At 72.0% G+C, this 18,965-nt stretch carries 15 protein-coding genes and 1 pseudogene; 11 read left to right on the top strand and 5 right to left on the bottom strand.

What is annotated here, in order from left to right:
- Positions 1-38: 38 nt before the first annotated feature.
- Positions 39-1,595 carry a glutamine-hydrolyzing GMP synthase gene (gene guaA / locus ACIBBA_RS00515; protein ID WP_396692445.1) on the top strand — a complete coding sequence of 519 codons (1,557 nt, stop codon included), beginning with the start codon at positions 39-41 and terminating at the stop codon, positions 1,593-1,595.
- A 7-nt stretch (positions 1,596-1,602) separates the two neighbouring features.
- Here the strand turns inward: guaA and ACIBBA_RS00510 are convergent, their stop codons facing one another.
- Positions 1,603-1,968 carry a PspC domain-containing protein gene (locus ACIBBA_RS00510; protein WP_396692443.1) on the bottom strand — a complete coding sequence of 122 codons (366 nt, stop codon included), beginning with the start codon at positions 1,966-1,968 and terminating at the stop codon, positions 1,603-1,605.
- A 144-nt stretch (positions 1,969-2,112) separates the two neighbouring features.
- Here ACIBBA_RS00510 and ACIBBA_RS00505 point away from each other — a divergent pair, with 144 nt between their 5' ends.
- The 3 genes from ACIBBA_RS00505 (at position 2,113) to ACIBBA_RS00495 (ending at position 5,386) form a co-directional block, all read left to right on the top strand.
- Positions 2,113-3,063 carry an NUDIX hydrolase gene (locus tag ACIBBA_RS00505; protein WP_396692441.1) on the top strand — a complete coding sequence of 317 codons (951 nt, stop codon included), beginning with the start codon at positions 2,113-2,115 and terminating at the stop codon, positions 3,061-3,063.
- 152 nt (positions 3,064-3,215) lie between these two features.
- Positions 3,216-4,118: an NUDIX hydrolase gene (locus ACIBBA_RS00500; protein ID WP_396692439.1), complete on the top strand. Its 903-nt coding sequence runs from the start codon at positions 3,216-3,218 to the stop codon at positions 4,116-4,118.
- A 344-nt stretch (positions 4,119-4,462) separates the two neighbouring features.
- A complete protein-coding gene (locus ACIBBA_RS00495; protein ID WP_396692437.1) occupies positions 4,463-5,386 on the top strand; it encodes a CDP-alcohol phosphatidyltransferase family protein in 924 nt (307 codons plus the stop codon).
- A 64-nt stretch (positions 5,387-5,450) separates the two neighbouring features.
- Here ACIBBA_RS00495 and ACIBBA_RS00490 read toward each other — a convergent pair whose 3' ends face one another.
- The 3 genes and pseudogenes from ACIBBA_RS00490 to ACIBBA_RS00480 form a co-directional block, all read right to left on the bottom strand.
- Complete coding sequence (locus ACIBBA_RS00490; protein ID WP_396692435.1) at positions 5,451-6,704, bottom strand: phosphatidylserine decarboxylase; 1,254 nt, start codon at positions 6,702-6,704, stop codon at positions 5,451-5,453.
- A 930-nt stretch (positions 6,705-7,634) separates the two neighbouring features.
- Positions 7,635-7,865, bottom strand: a pseudogene (locus tag ACIBBA_RS00485) (hypothetical protein); the annotation flags it as partial.
- On the bottom strand, positions 7,862-9,754 hold the full coding sequence (locus ACIBBA_RS00480; RefSeq protein WP_396692433.1) for a PspC domain-containing protein: 1,893 nt from the start codon (positions 9,752-9,754) through the stop codon (positions 7,862-7,864). The pseudogene ACIBBA_RS00485 and the gene ACIBBA_RS00480, both read right to left, overlap by 4 nt.
- 221 nt (positions 9,755-9,975) lie before the next feature.
- Between ACIBBA_RS00480 and ACIBBA_RS00475 the strand changes: the two genes are divergently transcribed.
- Entirely contained in the window at positions 9,976-11,217 is a 1,242-nt protein-coding gene (locus ACIBBA_RS00475) for a PspC domain-containing protein (protein WP_396693387.1), read from the top strand.
- Positions 11,218-11,219: 2 nt separating this feature from the next.
- The gene (locus ACIBBA_RS00470) at positions 11,220-11,906 is read left to right on the top strand and encodes a response regulator transcription factor (RefSeq protein WP_357052198.1); all 687 of its coding nucleotides are present in this window, start codon (positions 11,220-11,222) and stop codon (positions 11,904-11,906) included.
- 59 nt (positions 11,907-11,965) lie between these two features.
- On the opposite strand, the gene ACIBBA_RS00465 is transcribed toward ACIBBA_RS00470, so the two are convergent.
- On the bottom strand, positions 11,966-12,676 hold the full coding sequence (locus ACIBBA_RS00465) for a PIG-L deacetylase family protein (protein WP_396693384.1): 711 nt from the start codon (positions 12,674-12,676) through the stop codon (positions 11,966-11,968).
- A gap of 455 nt (positions 12,677-13,131) precedes the next feature.
- Here ACIBBA_RS00465 and ACIBBA_RS00460 point away from each other — a divergent pair, with 455 nt between their 5' ends.
- The 5 genes from ACIBBA_RS00460 to ACIBBA_RS00440 all read left to right on the top strand — a co-directional run bounded on the left by ACIBBA_RS00460 (position 13,132) and on the right by ACIBBA_RS00440 (position 18,936).
- On the top strand, positions 13,132-14,769 hold the full coding sequence (locus ACIBBA_RS00460; RefSeq protein WP_396692431.1) for an ABC transporter substrate-binding protein: 1,638 nt from the start codon (positions 13,132-13,134) through the stop codon (positions 14,767-14,769).
- 141 nt (positions 14,770-14,910) lie between these two features.
- On the top strand, positions 14,911-15,837 hold the full coding sequence (locus ACIBBA_RS00455; RefSeq protein ID WP_350871403.1) for an ABC transporter permease: 927 nt from the start codon (positions 14,911-14,913) through the stop codon (positions 15,835-15,837).
- Between the two features lie 72 nt (positions 15,838-15,909).
- The gene (locus tag ACIBBA_RS00450) at positions 15,910-16,884 is read left to right on the top strand and encodes an ABC transporter permease (protein WP_350871404.1); all 975 of its coding nucleotides are present in this window, start codon (positions 15,910-15,912) and stop codon (positions 16,882-16,884) included.
- Between the two features lie 26 nt (positions 16,885-16,910).
- Positions 16,911-17,933 (top strand): ABC transporter ATP-binding protein, encoded by a 1,023-nt coding sequence (locus ACIBBA_RS00445; RefSeq protein WP_357052201.1) that lies wholly within the window; start codon positions 16,911-16,913, stop codon positions 17,931-17,933.
- Positions 17,926-18,936, top strand: coding sequence for an ABC transporter ATP-binding protein (locus ACIBBA_RS00440; protein WP_396692428.1), 1,011 nt, complete (start codon positions 17,926-17,928; stop codon positions 18,934-18,936). Before ACIBBA_RS00445 ends, ACIBBA_RS00440 begins: the two co-directional genes overlap by 8 nt.
- The last annotated feature ends 29 nt before the right edge of the window (positions 18,937-18,965 follow it).

Raw genomic sequence — 18,965 nt, 5'->3', positions numbered from 1 at the left:
AGCGGGCCCGCCGGTGACTGTCGGTAGGCTTTGCCCACATGAGCACGCCTCGCCCCGTCCTCGTGGTGGACTTCGGAGCCCAGTACGCCCAGCTCATCGCGCGCCGGGTGCGTGAGGCGAGGGTCTATTCGGAGATCGTGCCGCACTCCATGCCGGTCGCCGAGATGCTGGCCAAGGACCCGGCCGCGATCATCCTCTCCGGCGGCCCGGCCAGCGTCTACGCGCCGGACGCCCCGCAGATCGACGCCGGCATGTTCAACGCCGGGGTGCCGGTCTTCGGCATCTGCTACGGCTTCCAGGCGATGGCCCAGGCGCTCGGCGGCACGGTGGCCCGCACCGGCAACCGCGAGTACGGCGGCACCCCGCTGCGCCCGCGTCTCCTCGACCCCGGCGTGCTGCTGCGCGATCTGCCGGCCGACCTGCCGGTCTGGATGAGCCACGGTGACTGCGTCACCGAGGCGCCCGCCGGCTTCACGGTCACCGCCGAGTCCGCCGGCGCGCCGGTCGCCGCGTTCGAGGACCTGACCGGCCGCCGGGCCGGCGTGCAGTTCCACCCGGAGGTCGGGCACACCGCGCACGGCCAGGAGATGCTCACCCGGTTCCTCTACGACATCGCCGGCATCGAGCCCACCTGGACGCCGGCGAACATCATCGACGAGCAGGTGGCCCGGATCCGGGCGCAGGTCGGCGACAAGGAGGTCATCTGCGGCCTGAGCGGCGGGGTCGACTCCGCGGTCGCCGCCGCGCTGGTGCACAAGGCCGTCGGCGACCAGTTGACCTGCGTCTTCGTCGACCACGGCCTGCTGCGCGCGGGTGAGGCCGAGCAGGTGGAGAAGGACTACGTCGCGGCCACCGGCATCAAGCTGAAGGTGGTCGACGCCGCGGACCGGTTCCTCGGCGCGCTGGCCGGGATCACCGACCCGGAGCAGAAGCGGAAGATCATCGGACGCGAGTTCATCCGGGTCTTCGAGGCCGCCGCCCGGGAGATCGCGTCGCACGGCGACGTCGAGTTCCTGGTGCAGGGCACCCTCTATCCGGACGTCGTCGAGTCCGGCGGCGGCACCGGCACCGCCAACATCAAGAGCCACCACAACGTCGGCGGCTTGCCGGAGGACCTGAAGTTCGCCCTGGTCGAGCCGCTGCGCACGCTCTTCAAGGACGAGGTCCGGGCGCTCGGCCTGGAGCTGGGGCTGCCCGAGGCGATGGTCTGGCGGCACCCGTTCCCGGGCCCCGGCCTGGCCATCCGGATCATCGGCGCGGTCGACCGGGAGCGCCTTGACCTGCTCCGCCGGGCCGACCTGATCGCCCGCGAGGAGCTGACCGCGGCCGGCCTGGACCGGGGCGTCTGGCAGTTCCCGGTGGTCCTCCTCGCCGACGTGCGCAGCGTCGGGGTGCAGGGGGACGGGCGCAGCTACGGGCATCCCGTGGTGCTGCGCCCGGTCTCCAGCGAGGACGCGATGACCGCCGACTGGTCCCGGCTGCCCTACGACGTGATCGCCAAGATCTCCACCCGGATCACCAACGAGGTGGCCGAGGTCAACCGGGTCGTGCTCGACGTGACCAGCAAGCCGCCGGGCACCATCGAGTGGGAGTGATCCCGGCTCAGGCCGCGGCCGGCGGCGTGGGTCCGCTCGGCGGCACGTTCGGGTAGGTCGGCGTCGGGGCGTACCCGGGTCGCGTGGGCGCGGGCCCGGCGGCGGGTGGCGGGCCCTGCGGCGCGGCGGCCGTCGGGTGCGGCCACGCGGGCGCGCCGGCCGGCTCCTCGGGCATCAGGAACCACATGATCGGGTACGCGAGCAGGGCGAGCCCGCCGGTGAGCAGCCCGGTGACCGCGAAGATCACCCGGACCAGGGTGGGGTCGATGCCGAAGTAGCGGCCGACACCGCTCGCGACGCCGGCCACCATGCGGTCGGTGGTCGGTCGCCGGAGCTGCTTGTAGGGAGCGTGGGGAGGGGTGGTGGCTGTCATGCCTCCACCCTCCGCGCCGGACGGCGGGGCGTCCTCGGTGACCGCCCGGATCCCTACCCTGACCGGTCCCTGACCCGGGAGCCTTGAGTCAGGAATCTGACTCTTTTCGATACCGGTAACCGGGCCCGGGGAGAATTTCCACCCGTGACCACCACGCTGACGCCGCTGCGCAGGATCGCGGCATACGCAGTCTGTGCTGATCCTCAGGGCCGAGTTCTGCTGGTCCGCGCGTCGGAGCGCTCCGGCACTCCCGGCACGTGGTCGCTGCCCGGCGGGGCGGTCGACCACGGCGAGGATCCGAACCACACCGTCGTCCGCGAGACCGCGGCGGAGACCGGCCTCTCGGTCGCCGTCACCGGTCTGCACGACGTGCTGGCCGACATGCGGGCGCTGCCCGAGCGGGGCATCACGATCCACACCGACCGCCTCGTCTACCGGGTCTCGGTACGGGGCGGCACCCTGCTCGACCGGGTGGACCGGCCGACCGACCTGGTGCGGTGGTTCACCCGCGAGGAGGCCGCCTCGCTGCCGCTGCGCTCGTTCACCGCGCGCGCCCTGGAACTGCCCGCCTCCTCCGCCGACGTGGTCCCCGACGAGCCGCCGGAGTTCCCCTCCTTCTACGCGGTGCCCGGCCCGGACGGGCTGCACCGGGCACAGCGCTTCGCCGCGTACGCGGTCTGCACCGACCCGGCGGGCCGGGTGCTGCTCACCCGGGTGGCCGACGGCTACCCGGGCGCCGGCTGCTGGCACCTGCCCGGCGGCGGCACCGACTACGGCGAGCAGCCCGGCGCCGCGCTGATCCGGGAGCTGGTCGAGGAGACCGGGCAGTCCGGCCGGCTGGTCGAGCTGCTCGGGGTGGCCAGTCACCGCGACGCCGCCTCACTCGGCCCGGAGGGTTACCCGATCGACTGGCACGGGGTGCGTGCCTTCTACCGGGTGGTGGTCGACCAGCCCGCCCCGCCCCGGGTCGCCGACGTCGGCGGCTCCACCAGCGAGGCCCGGTGGTTCGCTCCCGCCGAGCTGGGCGCGCTGCCCGCCGACCGCCTAACCGAGGTCACCGCCGAAGCCGTCCAAGCCGCCCGCCTAACCCCCTAACCCCCAACCCCCTGCCCCCCTGCCCCCCCAACCCCCACCCCTCCCGCCGCCCCGGCGGTGATCATGAAGTTATTGTCGGGACACGCCGACATGGACGGCGATAACTTCATGATCGACGGGACGATCCGGACGGGGACGCGAGGGCCACGGGGATGCAGCAGCGGCGGCGGGTGGGTGCGTACGGGGTCTGCCGGGACGACGGGCGGGTGCTGCTGGTGCGGGGATCCGCCAGCGCCCACTTCCCGGGCGTCTGGCAGGTGCCCGGCGGCGGCGTGGAGCACGCCGAACATCCCGCGCACGCGGTGGTCCGTGAGGTCACCGAGGAGACCGGGCTGACCGTCGAGGTGGCCGGGCTGCGTGCGGTGGTCGCCGACGTGGTCCAGTTCCCCGAGGCCGGCGTGGCGATGCACACCGACCGGCTCGTCTTCGACCTGACGGTGGTCGACGGAGAGCTGCGCGACGAGCGGGACGGCACGACCGACCTGGCCCGCTGGCTGACCCCGGACGAGGCGGCCGAGGTGCCGCTGATGCCGTTCACCGCCGAGCTGCTCGGCCTGCCGGTCACCCCGCTGCCGGCCGGGCAGGGACGGCGGGCGTCGTTTCCACCGCCACCGGCCGACCGCCGGCTCCGGTTCGGGGCGTACGGGCTGGTCACCGACCCGGCCGGGCGGGTACTGCTCACGATGATCGCGGACGGCTACCCCGGGGCCGGGCGTTGGCACCTGCCCGGCGGCGGGACGGACCACGGCGAGCAGCCGGTGCCCGCGCTCCTGCGTGAGCTGGTCGAGGAGTCCGGCCAGCTCGGCCGGGTGACCGAGCTGGTCGCGGTGGACAACCTGCACAACCCGGCGGCGCTCGGCCCGGAGGGCCGCCCGCTGGACTGGCACGGCGTACGGGTGGTCTACCGGGTGGTGGTCGAGGCGCCGACCGAGCCGAGGGTCACCGAGCTGGCCGGTGGCTCGACCGCCCGGGCCGCCTGGTTCGACCCCGCGGAGCTGGCCGGGCTGCCACTCACCGAGATCGCTGCCTGGTCAATGGGACGTCCGCGCCGATAGCACCCGCCAGCCGAGCCGACATTGGCCAACTCCGGTACAGTCGAAGCGGGGAATGATGGAGAAACGGGCGATGAGGCCCGGGATGGGAATATGACAGCGGTTCGCGCGGTTTAAGCCAGATATAAGTACCGCCGGCAGCTATCGCCAAGCTCCGTTCCCTTATGCGATGGTGTACTCCGCACAACGGCTGCCGGGCCAGTGAAGGTCCGGCACGAGACAGCCGGACGCCCGCCCCAATGGCGGACAGCCGATCCGGTGATGGAGGAAACGTGCCGAGAGCCCCATGGCGCCGGCGTCGTACGACTGACAGTCCGCGCCCCGCAGGGCCCCGCTGGGCGGGCCGGTTGCGCCGCAGCAGCACCTTTGCCCGGCAGGTGCTGCTGGTCCGGGTGGGCCGCCGCGACGGCGACCTGCACGGCGGCAGCGAGGGCGTGCTGACCGAGCCCCGCTACGCCGACCGGCGCCGCCGACGCTACGGCCTCAACCGGTTCAACCGGCCGAGCGTCGAGTCGGTCATGCCGGTCAGCCCGGCCCTGGCGCCTGTCGCCGAGCCCGACGACCAGAGCAACGGGCGCCCCATCCCGCTGCTCCCCGGCGAGCGCACCACCAGCCGCCGGGTGAAGTTCGCCCTGGTCAACGCGTGCACGCTGAGCAGCCTGACGCTGGGCATGTTCGCCATCTTCCTGGCCATGCAGGGCGAGGTGCGCGTCGCTGCGATCTGCCTGATCGCCTGCGTCGCGTTCGACGGCCTGGACGGGGCGCTGGCCCGCAAGTTCGGCGTGGCCAGCCCGTTCGGTGCACAGATGGACTCGCTGGCCGACATGTGCTCGTTCGGCCTCGCCGCGCCGGTGGTGGTCTACGCCTCGCTCGCCGGTTCCGTCTCCACGGCGGCCGCGGCCGTCGCCTGCGCCCTCGTCGGGGCCTGCGCGGCGATCCGGCTCGCCCGATTCAACGTCTCGCCGAAGGACGGCCGGTTCTTCTGCGGGGTGCCCACCACGATGGCTGCCGCCGTGCTCGCGGTGACCGTCGCCATCGGCCTGCCGGTGCCCGGCCCGGTGCTCGTCGCCGGCGTGGCGCTGCTCGCCTTCGCGATGGTGTCCAGCTTCCCGTACGCGAAGCTCGCCCGGCTGGTGAAGCTGCCGGCGTGGCTCTGGCTGGCGCCGGTGATCGGTGCCCTGGTCGACATCCGGCTCACCTTCGCCCTGATCGTGGTGGGTTACCTGGTCAGCGGGCCGGTGCTCTGGTTGCGCCAGCGCCGCACCGCCTGATCCCCGTACCTCGACGAAGAAGGGGGCGCCGCAGCCGCGGCGCCCCCTTCTTCGTCGCTGCGGTTCAGCGCCAGCGGGCGATCACGCTCGACCCGCCGACCACCTTGTCGCCCGGGCCGACCAGCGGATCCGCCGCCTCGGCGGGCAGGTAGACGTCGGTACGCGAACCGAACCGGATCAGCCCGAAGCGCTCGCCCTTGGCCAGCAGCGCGCCGATCGGTGCCCGCTGCACGATGCGCCGGGCGATCAGCCCCGTCCGCTGCGCCACCACCACCGTGCCGTGCGTGGTGTCCAGCACCGTGTACGCGGCCACGTTGTGCTCGGCGTCCGGCTTCATGGCGTTGACGAACCCGCCGTCGGCCACGAAGTAGTCGACCACCTTGCCGGCGACGGGAGCGCGGTTGACGTGCACGTCCAGCACCGACAGGAAGACCGCGACGCGCAGCCACTCGCCGTCGCCGAAACGCTCGTCGTGCAGCCGCTGCACCGACAGGACCTGCCCGTCCGCCGCGGCCACCACGGCCGTCGGGTCCTCGGGGACGTCGCGCTCCGGGTCACGGAAGAACGCGGCGACCGGGGCCGCGGCGAGCGCGGGCAGCAGCCAGAGCTTGGACTTCGGCCGGGTCAGCCGGGCCAGCGCGGCCAGGCCGAGAGTGATGCCGGCCGCGGCCACCCCGTTGGAGTCGATGTGCATCGCGCGCGTCAGCGGCACGCTGGACGGCCGGTGGGCCGGCGCGAGCTGGTCGGCCGCCGAGGGGCCGGCCGGGGTGAGCCGGAGCCGGAACAGTCGCACCGGCGGGGAGTTGCGCAGCACCAGGTCGGTGCCGACGCCGTAGAGGGCGCCCTGCCGCTCCAGCTCGGCCGCCGCACCTGCCGTCCGACCGGGGGCGGCGGCCGTCGCCACGCTGAGCACCGCGCCGTCGCTGAGGTACTTCGTCAGCCCCTCGATCGCGGTACGGGTCTCGTCGACCGTGCCGAGCAACGGCTCGGCGGCGATGACCACCTCGGCGGCGTCGGTCTCGGCGAGCGAGTCGACCACCCGGACCCGGTCGGCGACCCACCGGCCCTGGGCGGTGACGTGATCGCGCAGCGCGGCTGCGGACGCGCCCTCGGCGGGCACCACGGTGAGCCGGTCACCGGGCAGCAGCGCCTCGATCGCCGCGGCGAGCACGGCGGACTGCGGGCCCGCGCCGACCAGCAGGGCGGCCTTCGGGTGGTTGAGCCGGGCGAGCTCGGTGACGAGGGTACGGGCGGCTCGCTCGCCGATGCGGACCGGACCGGGCCGGCCGGGGGGACGCACGGCGGGGGACTGGGTCATGTCGGACGGGCTCCTGACGGGGTAGACACGGGAAGCGCGACGGGGCCGCCACGGCGACGCGGGCCGGCCGACGACGGCGGATTCTCCATCGGTCAGCATAGGCGTCCACGCGCGACGACCGCACCGCCGTCGTCCGCCCGGTCTGCCGGCTCGGCCCGGTCCGCCGACCCGGCTCCGTCTGTCGGCTCGGCCAGGCCAGGTGGGCGGGCGCGGTCGGCCGGGGCGATCGTGACGCCTCGGGCCGGTCGTGGCTCGCCGGAGCGGTCGTGGCGCCTCGGGCCGATCGTGGCTCGCCGAGGCTGGCCGGGCACGCCTGGGGCGTGCCCGGCCAGGAATCCGTCGGGTCGGCCGTCCGCCGGACGAGCGGCGCCGGCGTCAGCGCCGGGGACCGTCCTCGTCGGGGGTCGCCGCCCGGGGCTCGGCCCCGCCGCCCGGCCGGTCCTCGACCATCTCGCCCGGAGTGCTGGTGACCGCCTCGGTCGGCCGTTCGTCGGCCTGATCCACCGCCCGGCTTCCGCCGACGGTCGGCTCGTCCGCCGGCCGGACCGGGCTGCCGTCGGCGGTCGGTTCGTCGACCGCCGAGACCGGGCTGCCGCTGGTGGGCTGGTCGGGCTGCCAGGCCGGGCTGCCGGTCGGCTGGTCGGGCAGCCACGCCGGGTGGATCCCACCGACCGCCTGGTCACCAGGCTCGCGCCCGGCGCCGCCCAGGCCGGGACCGACACCGCCCAGGCCGGGCTCCGCCCAGCCCGCGTTGAGGGCCGAATGCTCTGCGGTCCGGGCCGGTGGCGCGGTGTCCCAGGCCGGCGGCGGGGCGTCCCAGGCCGGCAGGCCCGCGCCGGAGCCGGGCATCGCCGCGCCCGAGGTCGGCGCCGTTTCTCCGAAGGCGGCGGCCGGCCCGCCGAGGGCGGGCCCGGCGGCGCCGGAGACGGGTTCGGCCGGGGCCGGCGTGGTGGCGGTTGCCGCATCCCGGTCGGCGGACCGGCCCGAGCGGAGCGCGCCGACCAGGCCGAGCACCCCGATCAGGATCAGCGCGCCGGCCAGGAACCAGCCGACCGGTGGCAGTGCCAGCCCGAGCAACTGGGCCAGCAGCCACCAGGCGGCGAGGGCCAGGAAGACCAGCCCGAAGGCGAACGAGACCAGATCGGTGCGGTGAGCCTTCACCGAGTCACCTCCAGGTTGCCGGCGTTCACGTGGATGAAGAGGCGCAGCGTCCCGCCGCCGACCCCGTCCGAGCCGAGGTCGGTGATCTCCCGGGACGGCCCGGCCGGCCCGGCGTGGCGCCGGCCGAAGATGGACGCGTCACCGGCGTTGACGTCGGCCACCGTCGTCACGTCGACGTTCGGCGGCACCACGACGGTGGCCTCGCCGAAGTTGATCGACACGGTGATCTCGGTGTTCCGTTTGGCGAAGTCGACCGCGCGCAGGTCGAGCACCGCGTCGCCGAAGCTGTTCTCGTAGCGGGTGGCGAGGTCCTGGTAGCTGGTCGGCGCCCAGGTCACCGCCCCGTCCACGCCGCGGACCCGGTCGTAGGACTCGGCGACCGTACCCACGCCGAGCGCGGCGGCGGTCACCAGGCCGAGCGCGATCAGCCAGCGGGCCCGGCCGAACCAGGTGCCCACCAGCAGCCCGAGACCGATGGTGGCCAGCGCCGCGGCGAAGTACGCCGACGCGCCCACGTCGAAGGCGTTGACCAGGTCGAGGACGACGACCACGCCCAGGGCGAGGAAGATCAGCGAGAAGGTCACCGCGCCGAGCGGGGACCGCTCCTTCGGGCGCTTCGGCGGCTTCGGCGGCTTGGGCGGCTTCGGTGGCTTGTACCCGGCCGACTGCGAGGCGTACGGGCCGTGCGGGGCGAACGGCGGACGGTAGCCGGCCGGCGGCAGGGGCGCGGTCGGCGGGTAGCCGGGGCCAGCCGGCGCGTTCGCCGCCGCCTCGGCGGGCGTCGCCGGAGGCAGGCCCGAGGTGGCGGCGACACTGCTCGGCCACTGCGGCGCCGGGGCGGCCACCGGCGGCCAGGTGGGCAGCTCGGCGGTGCGGTCGGCCGGCTGACCGGAGACCGGCGGGACGGCGGCGACCGGGGCCCCGCCGGAGACCGAGGTGGCTCCGGGCAGCGCGCTCCCCCCGTGCGGAGCGCCCCACGGGTAGCCGGTGCCGCCGGCGGTGGCCGGTTGATGACCGGTCGCCGGGCCGACCCCGGGCGCCGGGGCGCCGGTTGCGGCGGCCAGGTCGGCGGTGGGCGGCGCGACCGGCCGGTCCGGCACCGGGTAGCTGACCGGTGGCACCGGGCCGGGCGGCGCGGCGGGCGGCGGCGGGCCCGGCACGACGGCGGGCGGTGTGCCGCGGCTGTCCCGGTTGAGCAGCAGCGCGCCACCGATCAGGATGGCCGCGCCGAGCAGGACCGCCCGGAAGGCGTCGGTGACGATGTAGCCGAAGCTGACCGCGACCAGGATGCTGAGCACGATCACGGTGACCGGGGACATGCTGGACCGACCCCGGCCGAGCATCGACTCGACCGGCGACGCGGTGTCGCCCTCGCCGGGGATGATCAGCCACGCCGTCACGTATACCAGAATGCCGATCCCGCCGAAGAAGCCGAGCACCGCGAGCAGCACCCGCCACAGCACCGGGTCGGTGTTGGTGGCCCGGCCGATGGCCGCGCAGACACCGGCCAGGTAACGCCCCTCCCGAGGCCGGACCAGCCCGTAGCGTGAGGTGAAGCCGGCGCCGCCGGGCGGTGGGCCGACGGTGGCGCCACCCGGGCCCTCGGGCGGGGGCGGCGGGCCACCACCGGGCCCGCCCGGCCCGAAGCCGGCCGCGGTCGGCTCCGGCCCGTACCAGGCCGGTCCCGATCCCGGGCCCGGGCCGGCCCCCCAGCCGGCGGCGGTCGGATCGGACCCGGCCGATGTCGCGGCGGCGGGCTCCTGCGGACCGGTCGCGGTCGGCGGGCCGAACGTGGTGGGGCCGGCTCCGCCGGTGGACGGGGCTGGTGGTGGCGGTCCGCCCGGCGAGGCCGCCCCGGGACGGGGCGACTGGGCAGCTTCCTCGGTCATGCCTCGATCCTGCTGCCCCACCCGCCCGAGCGACCTCAGGACCCGACCCTGACCCCACCCTGAGATCCCGAGCGCCGGAATGTCGGGGGCGTCCCCGTGGTCGGCACGGGGCGCAGCGTGTGACGATCGAACCGGCGCCGGAAACGGCCGGTGCCAGCCGCACCGTCTCCGCCGCCCTCGACCGGCGTCACCCCACCGCGACCAGGGAGTTTCCGATCAGCATCGCGAGCCCGCCACCGCGCCTCTACCGCGCCCCGGAGCACCGGATGGCCGCCGGGGTGGCCGCCGGCATCGCCGATCATCTCGGCATCTCGGTGCTGCGGGTACGGATCGCCTTCATGGTGCTGCTCGGGCTGAGCGGGCTCGGCCTGCTGCTCTACGCGGCCTTCTGGGCCGTGGTGCCGCTGCGGCCCGGCAACTCGGGAGTGCCACCCCGGCGTGACGTCGCCCAGCTGCTGCCGTTCGTGGCGATCGGGCTCGGCGTCCTGCTGGTGCAGGTGATGGTCTTCGACTCGATCGGCGCGGCGGGCACCGCCGGCTGGCTGGTGGCGATCATCGCGGTCGGCGCCGGCGTGATCTGGCACCAGTCCGCGCCGGAGCGGCGTCGCCAGTGGGGCGATTCGATGCCGGTGCCCTGGCTCGGCGCGGTGGTGGAGGAGAGTGACCGGCGCGCGTTCGTGCTGCGCTTCATCGGCGGCGGGGTACTGGTCGCGGTCGGCATCATCGGCGTCGCCGCGGTCTACTCCCCGGCGCAGAACTTCGACGCGGTGATCAACGGCGTGATCTTCGCGCTGGTCGGCCTCGCCGGGGTGTGCGTGGTCGCTGCACCGGTGCTCTGGCGGACGTACAACCAGCTCCGCTCGGAGCGCGAGGGGCGGATCCGGGAGCAGGAGCGGGCCGAGTTGGCCGCCATGGTGCACGACCAGGTGCTGCACACCCTCGCCCTGATCCAGCGCAACGCCAGCGACATCAAGACCGTCCAGCGGTTGGCCCGCGGGCAGGAGCGCTCTCTGCGCAACTGGCTCTACAAGCCCACCGGGTCGCCGAGCGAGCGGTTCGCGGCCGCGCTGGAGCAGGCCGCGGCCGAGGTCGAGGACACCTTCGCGATCACGGTGGAGGCGGTGGTGGTCGGCGACCGCGAGACCGACGAGCGGGTCGGCGCGCTGGTCGCCGCCGCCCGGGAGGCGCTGGTGAACGCCGCCCGGCACGCCGGAGTGCAGACCGTCTCGCTCTACGCCGAGGTGGAGCCCGATCAGGTCAGCGTCTTCGTCCGGGACCGGGGCAAGGGTTTCGATCCGGATACCGTGGAGGATCACCGGCACGGCGTCCGTGGCTCGATCATCGGGCGGATGAAGCGGCACGGCGGTCGGGCCGAGATCCGGTCCGGGCCGGGTGACGGGACGGAGGTCCGGTTGATGCTGCCGATCTCCCGGGACTCGTCCACAGCGGAAAGGGACAGATGACGATGGCCGAGCAGTCGATGGAACCGGTCGAGGGGGCCGAGCCCCGCACCGAGCGGCTGCGGGTCTTCCTCGTGGACGACCACGCCATGTTCCGCGCCGGCGTACGCGCCGAACTCGGCGCGCACGTCGAAGTGGTGGGCGAGGCGAGCACGGTGGCCGAGGCGGTCAACCGGATCGCGGCCACCCTGCCGGACGTGGTCCTGCTCGACGTGCACATGCCCGACGGCGGCGGGCGGGCGGTGCTGGACGCGATGCGGCGTACCCACCCGCAGGTCAAGTTCCTGGCGCTGAGCGTCTCGGACGCGGCCGAGGACGTGATCGGGCTGATCCGGGCCGGGGCCCGCGGCTATGTCACCAAGACGATCTCGCCGGACGAGCTGACCGCGGCGATCCGCCGGGTGGCCGACGGCGACGCGGTGTTCAGCCCGCGGCTGGCCGGCTTCGTGCTGGACGCATTCGCGGCCCGGCCCGACACTCCGGTCGCCGATCCGGAACTCGACCAGCTCACCAACCGTGAGCGCGAGGTGCTCCGGCTGCTGGCCCGGGGGTACGCGTACAAGGAGATCGCCAAGGAGCTGTTCATCTCGATCAAGACGGTCGAGACGCACGTCTCCAACGTGCTGCGCAAGCTCCAGATGTCCAACCGGTACGAGCTCTCCCGTTGGGCGGCCGACCGCCGACTGGTGTGATCGCCTCCTCTTCTCCGGCAGCCGCCACACCTGCGGGCGCCGGCCGGGTCGCGGTCGGGTCACTCGGTTCGTAGCACCGTGAAGGCCTCGGCCAGCCGGCCGGGCGGCAGCCCGGCGTTGTCGGCCACCGTGGTGAGCCGGTCCCGGATCCAGGTCGCCACGTCGAAGTGCCCGGTCTGCGAGCGGTGCGCCCGCATCGCCGCGATCTTCCGGTCGAACCGGTCGGTCACGTCGACGGCGTGGTCCGGCCCGGGGCCGCCGGCGTACCAGACCTCCCGGACCACCCAGGGCTCCAGTCCCTCGGCGAGCAGGTCGGGGTGGGTGAACGGGTTGCGCGCGTCGGGATAGATCGCGCAGGTGGTGGCCTCGCCGACGGCCAGGTGGTCCGGGTGGCTGGGGCCGGTGAGCTGTTCCCAGCGGCGTAGCGGCGAGCTGGTCAGCACCCGGTCCGGGCGGAACCGGCGGATCATCGCGGTGATGTCGCGACGCAGGTCCAGGGTCGGGGCGAGCGTCCCGTCGGGATAGTCGTCGAGGAACTCGACCTGCCGGACGCCGACGGCCGCGGCGCCGGCCCGCTGTTCGGCCTCCCGCAGCCGGGGCATCCGGGCCCGCTCGGTGTCGTCGAAGCCGCCGGCATCCCCCCGGGTGACGACGAGGTACGCGACCTCGATACCCTCATCCACCCAGCCGGCGATTGTGCCCGCACAGCCGAAGTCGACATCGTCCGGATGGGCAAAAACAGCCAGTGCTCGACGGACGTCGGAGAGCACGGGAGCGGAGGCGGGAAAGCTCACAGGGCCTGAGCGTACGCGTCGGCCCGTGCTCTGGCAGGACCATGTCTTTCCTGCTCAGAGCGGCACGAGACGCCCACTTCATGATCTTTTCTCAAGTATCGGCAACGTGGCGGGCAACTAACGTCTTGATAACGGCACCTTCACGGAAGTGGCCGGTGAGTGTCACAGTGGCAGCACCTCGCCCCCGGTGTGAGGCACTCCGTACGGCCCGACGACCACGCCCGCCGCCTGTCGACTGCGGTTCGTGGAAGAAACGCCTGCGCAGTGCCGATCCCGATCGGGTGGGGTGGCCCGGCGGATCGGTACATCGGGGGTGTCCCGATTTCCCAGTGGTGTTCGGCGACCCGGCCAACGGGTCGCCGTTGGCGTCACCCCCCAGACGTGCGTGAAACCCACGACGGAACCAGGTTAGAAAGAGGAGGCCCCTCGGAATGAGAGTCTCGAAGCGGGCGAGTAGCGCGGTTGCGCTGGGCGCGGCTGTCGCGCTCATCGCGTCCGGCTGCTCGGGCAGCGACAACGGCGGCGACGCCGGCAACAGCGCGGACGGCGCCATCGTCATCGACGGCACCCAGCCGGAGGTTCCCCTGGTCCCGGCGAACACCACCGAGACCGGTGGTGGCGCGATCATCGACTACCTGTGGACCGGTCTGGTCGAGTACCCGAACAACGGTGGTGCTCCGCAGAACGCCGTCGCGGAGTCGATCGAAACCACGGACTCCAAGGTCTACACCATCAAGATCAAGAAGGGCCTGAAGTTCCACGACGGGTCCGAGGTGAAGGCCGCCAACTTCACCAAGGCCTGGAACTGGGCTGCGTACTCGCCGAACGGCGCGCAGAACTCCAGCTTCTTCGCCGACATCGCGGGCTTCGCCGACGTCCAGTCCACGGACCCGGACGAGGACGGCCCGAAGACGGCTCCGGAGCCGAAGGCCAAGGAGATGACCGGCCTCAAGGTCGTCGACGACTACACCTTCGAGGTCACCCTCGCCGCGCCGACCGCGGTCTTCCCGACCAAGCTCGGCTACAGCGCCTTCGTGCCGCTGCCGGACGTGTTCTTCACCCAGAAGCCGGAAGACTTCGGCAAGAAGCCGATCGGTAACGGCCCGGTGAAGTTCGTGTCGTGGGAAGACGACGTCATGATCAAGCTGACGCGCTTCGACGACTACACGCTGCGCGACAAGATGAAGATCAAGGACGTCGACGTCAAGCTGTACCAGGAGGACACGGCGGCCTACAACGACCTGCTGGCCAACAACCTGGACTTCCAGCAGCAGGTGCCGCAGTCGTCGCTCGCCGGTGACAAGTGGAAGACCGACCTGGGCGAGCGGGCCATCCAGTCCGTCACCCCGTCCACGGGCATCATCGCCTTCCCGACGTACGACCCGCGCTTCAAGAACCCGAAGCTGCGCAAGGCGGTCTCGCTGTCGATCAACCGGCAGGAGATCACCGAGAAGATCTTCTTCGGTAACCGCGTTCCGGCCGACAGCTGGGCCAACCCGCTGACCCCGGGCGCCAAGGAGAAGAACTGCACCTCGTGCGTCTTCGACGCGGCGCAGGCCAAGGCGCTGCTGGCCGAGGCCGGTGGCTTCACGGGCGAGATGGTCTTCTACTACAACGCGGACGCCAGCCACAAGCCGTGGATGGACGCCGTCGCGCAGAGCGTAAAGAACACCCTGGGCATCAACGCCCGGGCCGAGGGCATCCCGACCTTCGCCGTCTTCCGTGAGCAGATCAACGCCCACAAGATGAAGGGCCCGTACCGTGCCGGCTGGCAGCAGGACTACCCGGACGTGGAGAACTGGGTCAACCCGCTCTACGTGACTGGTGGCTCCTCGAACGACGGCCTGTACAGCAACACCCAGGTTGACGCGCTGGCCAAGGAGGCCAGTGGCGCGCCGAGCCTGGACGCGTCGCACGCCAAGTTCGCCGAGGCTGTCGCGATCATCGACCAGGACGTTCCGTCCATCCCGGTCTACTTCCAGGGTCAGCAGTCCGGCCACTCGGAGAAGATCAAGAAGGTGGAGCTGACCAACGTCGGCGAGATCGACATCACCTCCGTCGAGCTCTGATCCGTACGGTCTGACCCAGGTCGGGCTCACCTACCAGGTGAGCCCGACCTGGGGCCGTTCCGCGAGGGGTGCAAAATACCCCTCGACACGTCGTCACGCGTGTCGCCTCGCCGACGCGCCCCCTGTCTGGAGGACCACCCCATGGGCCGTTATCTGTTGAGACGGCTGCTCCAACTCGTCCCGGTCTTCATCGGCACGACCTTCCTGATCTACTGGCTCGTCTGGTCGGTGCCCGGCGACCCGTTCGCCGGCAAGTGCGGCGAGCGGCCGTGCCCGCCCGGATTCGTCGCGGTGATGACCGAGAAGTTCCAGCTGGACCAGCCGCTCTACGTGCAGTACGCCACCTACATGAAGAACCTCTTCCAGGGTGACTTCGGTACCACCTTCGGCGGTCGTTCGATCAACGACATCATCGCCACGGCCTACCCGAACACCCTGAAGCTGGCCGTGGTGGCCCTGGCGATCGAGGCGATCATCGGCCTCACCGCCGGCGTGCTGACCGGCCTTCGGCGTAACGGCTTCCTGGACAACCTGGTCCTGGTCTCCACCCTCTTCCTGATCGCGCTGCCGATCTTCGTCATCGGCTTCGTGCTCCAGTGGGTGCTGGGTGTGCAGTGGAACATCGTCGAGCCCACCGTGTCGAGCGAAATGCGGATCTCCGAGTTGCTCGTACCCGGCTTCGTGCTGGGTAGCGCCTCGATGGCGTACATCGCCCGGGTGGCCCGGACCAGCATCTCCGAGAACCGCCGCTCCGACTACGTGCGCACGGCCATCGCCAAGGGCCTGCCGATGCGCCGGGTGGTCGGCGTGCACCTGCTGCGCAACTCGCTGATCCCGGTGGTCACCCTGCTCGGCACCGACCTCGGCGCCCTGATGGGCGGCGCCATCGTCACCGAGGGCATCTTCCAGATCAACGGCATCGGTCGGGTCGTCTACCGGTCGATCGTCACGAAGGAGAGCGCCACCGTGGTCTCCATCGTGGTGATCCTGGTGATCGTCTACCTCCTGATGAACCTGTTGGTGGACCTGCTCTACGCCGCCCTTGACCCGAGGATCCGCTATGAGTGAGCGCAGCGAACGAATCATCAACGCGGCGTGCCTGATGACCCAGGCCGGCGCCGAGAAGAGTGAGGTGACGGCATGAGCGACCCGAGCACCGCCTCGATCGTCTCCACCCCGCCGGCGCACCAGCCCACCGAGATCGGCGGCCCGACCAACGCCGGCCTGCCCGCCAGTGCCCGGGAGAAGCCCCGCGGCCTGCTCGGCGACGCCTGGCAGGACCTGCGCCGCAAGCCGCTCTTCTGGATCTCGGCGGCGTTCATCCTGCTCTTCATCGCGATGGCGACCTTCCCGTCGCTCTTCACCTCGGCCGACCCGACCGCCGGAAACCTGAGCCGGAGCCTGGAGAAGCCCTCCGGGCACGCCTGGTTCGGCTACGACCTCCAGGGCCAGGACGTCTTCGCCCGGACCATCTACGGCGCCAACGCCTCCATCGTGGTGGCGCTGCTCTCGGTGCTCGGGACGCTGCTGATCGGCGGCACCATGGGCATGATCGCCGGCTACCGCGGCGGCTGGGTGGACGCCCTGCTCTCCCGGATCGCCGACGTGTTCTTCGGCCTGCCGTTCGTGCTCGGCGCGATCGTCATCCTGACCACGTTCAACGGGTCGGGGACCAGCAACGGCGAGTGGAAGATCAAGTTCCTGGTCATCGCGTCGCTGGTCGTGCTGAGCTGGCCGGTCGTGATGCGGCTGATGCGCTCCTCGGTGCTGGCCACCAAGGAGGCCGACTACATCGTCGCGGCCCGGGCACTGGGCGCCGGCACCGGCCGGATCATCCTCAAGCACCTGCTGCCGAACTGCCTGGCGCCGCTGCTGGTCTACGGCACGATCATGGTCGGCTCGTTCATCGGCGCCGAGGCGACGCTCTCCTTCCTGGGCGTCGGGCTGAAGTCGCCGGTGGTCTCCTGGGGCATCATCATCAACGAGGCGCAGGACCTGATCCGGGTCGCTCCCTACCTGCTCTTCTTCCCCGCCGCGTTCCTCGTCGCCGCCGTCCTGAGCTTCGTGATGCTCGGTGAGGCGGTCCGCGAGGCACTCGATCCGAAACTCCGCTAGGGGAGATTCAGTTGTCCGACATTCTCGTGTCCGAGCAGTCCGCCGCGGGTGCCGCCGGGCGCCCGGCCGGCCGTCTGCTCGAGGTCGACGACCTCCGGGTGGAGTTCCGTACCCGCGACGGCGTCGCCAAGGTCATCAACGGAGTCACCTACCACGTCGACGCGGGGGAGACCCTCGCCGTGCTCGGCGAGTCCGGCTCCGGTAAGAGCGTCACCGCGCAGACCATCATGGGCATCCTCGACACGCCGCCCGGTCACGTCACCGGCGGTCAGGTGCGCTTCCACGGCAAGGACATGCTCAAGATGTCCTTCGAGGAGCGCCGCCGCATCCGCGGCGAGGGCATCGCGATGATCTTCCAGGACGCGCTCTCCGCGCTGAACCCGGTCTTCACCGTCGGGTTCCAGATCGCCGAGCAGTTCCGGGTCCGGCGCGGCATGGGCCGTTCCGAGGCCAAGAAGCGCGCGATCGAGATGCTCGACCAGGTCAAGATCCCGAACGCCAAGGGCCGGTTCAGCAACTACCCGCACCAGTTCTCCGGCGGTATGCGGCAGCGGGCGATGATCGCCATGTCGCTGGCGCTCGACCCGGAGGTGCTGATCGCGGACGAGCCGACCACCGCGCTCGACGTGACCGTCCAGGCGCAGATCATGGACCTCCTCGCCGAGCTGCAGCGTGAGCGGCAGATGGGCATGATCCTGATCACCCACGACCTCGGCGTGGTCGCCGACGTCGCGGACCGGATCGCGGTCATGTACGCCGGCCGGATCGTCGAGGAAGCCGACGTGTACGACCTGTACGCCAAGCCGGCGCACCCGTACACCCTCGGCCTGCTCAACTCGATCCCGCGGCTGGACGAGAAGGGGCAGCAGCTCCGGACGATCAAGGGCCTCCCGCCGAACCTGATGAACATCCCGCCGGGCTGCCCGTTCAACCCGCGCTGCCCCATGGCGCAGCCGGTCTGCCGGGAGAAGGTGCCGCCGCTGCTACAGATCGGCGCCGGCCGGGCCAGCGCCTGCCACTTCGCCGAGGAGCTGGTGAACCGTGACTAACATTCTCGAGGTCCGTGACCTGGTCAAGCACTACCCGGTCACCCGTGGCGTGGTGTTCAAGAAGACCATCGGTCAGGTCAAGGCCGTCGACGGCGTCTCCTTCGAGCTGCGCCAGGGCGAGACCCTCGGCGTGGTCGGCGAGTCCGGCTGCGGCAAGTCGACGCTTGCCCGGGTGCTGATGAACCTGGAGAAGCCGACCGGCGGCAGCGTGCTCTACAAGGGGCAGGACACCGCCAAGCTCTCCGGCGGGGCGCTGCGGCGACTGCGCCGGCAGATCCAGCTGGTCATGCAGGACCCGTACACCTCGCTGAACCCGCGGATGACGGTCGGCGACCTGATCGGCGAGCCGTTCGAGATCCACCCCGAGGTCGCCCCGCGGGGCAGCCGACGGGGCAAGGTCAAGGAACTGCTCGACCTGGTGGGCCTCAACCCGGAGCACATCAACCGGTACCCGCACCAGTTCTCCGGCGGGCAGCGGCAGCGCATCGGCATCGCCCGGGCGCTCGCCCTGCGTCCGGAGATCATCGTCTGCGACGAGCCGGTGTCGGCGCTGGACGTCTCCATCCAGGCGCAGGTGATGAACCTGCTGGAGAAGCTCCAGGGCGAGTTCGGCCTGTCGTACGTCTTCATCGCCCACGACCTGTCGGTGGTGCGCCACCTCTCCGAGCGGGTCGCGGTCATGTACCTCGGCAAGATCGTGGAGATCGGCACCGAGGACGAGATCTACGAGCGGCCGACCCACCCGTACACCCAGGCGCTGCTCTCCGCCGTGCCGGTGCCGGACCCGACCGTCCGGGAGCACAAGGCGATCATCCGCCTGACCGGCGACGTGCCGTCCCCGGTCAGCCCGCCCTCGGGCTGCCGGTTCCGTACGCGTTGCTGGAAGGCGCAGGACATCTGCGCCCAGCAGGTGCCGCTGCTGCAGATCCGGCAGGGCTCGGACCACCCGAGCGCCTGCCACTTCGCGGAGAAGCGGGAGATCGTGGCCACTCACGACGCCTGAGCCACCCTGGACCGCCTGCCGACGTCGTC

Source organism: Micromonospora sp. NPDC051006 (genome assembly GCF_044456245.1).
Classification (GTDB): Bacteria; Actinomycetota; Actinomycetes; order Mycobacteriales; family Micromonosporaceae; genus Micromonospora.
The sequence above is the reverse complement of the archived record's forward strand: the minus strand, read 5'-3'. Positions and strand labels throughout refer to the sequence as shown.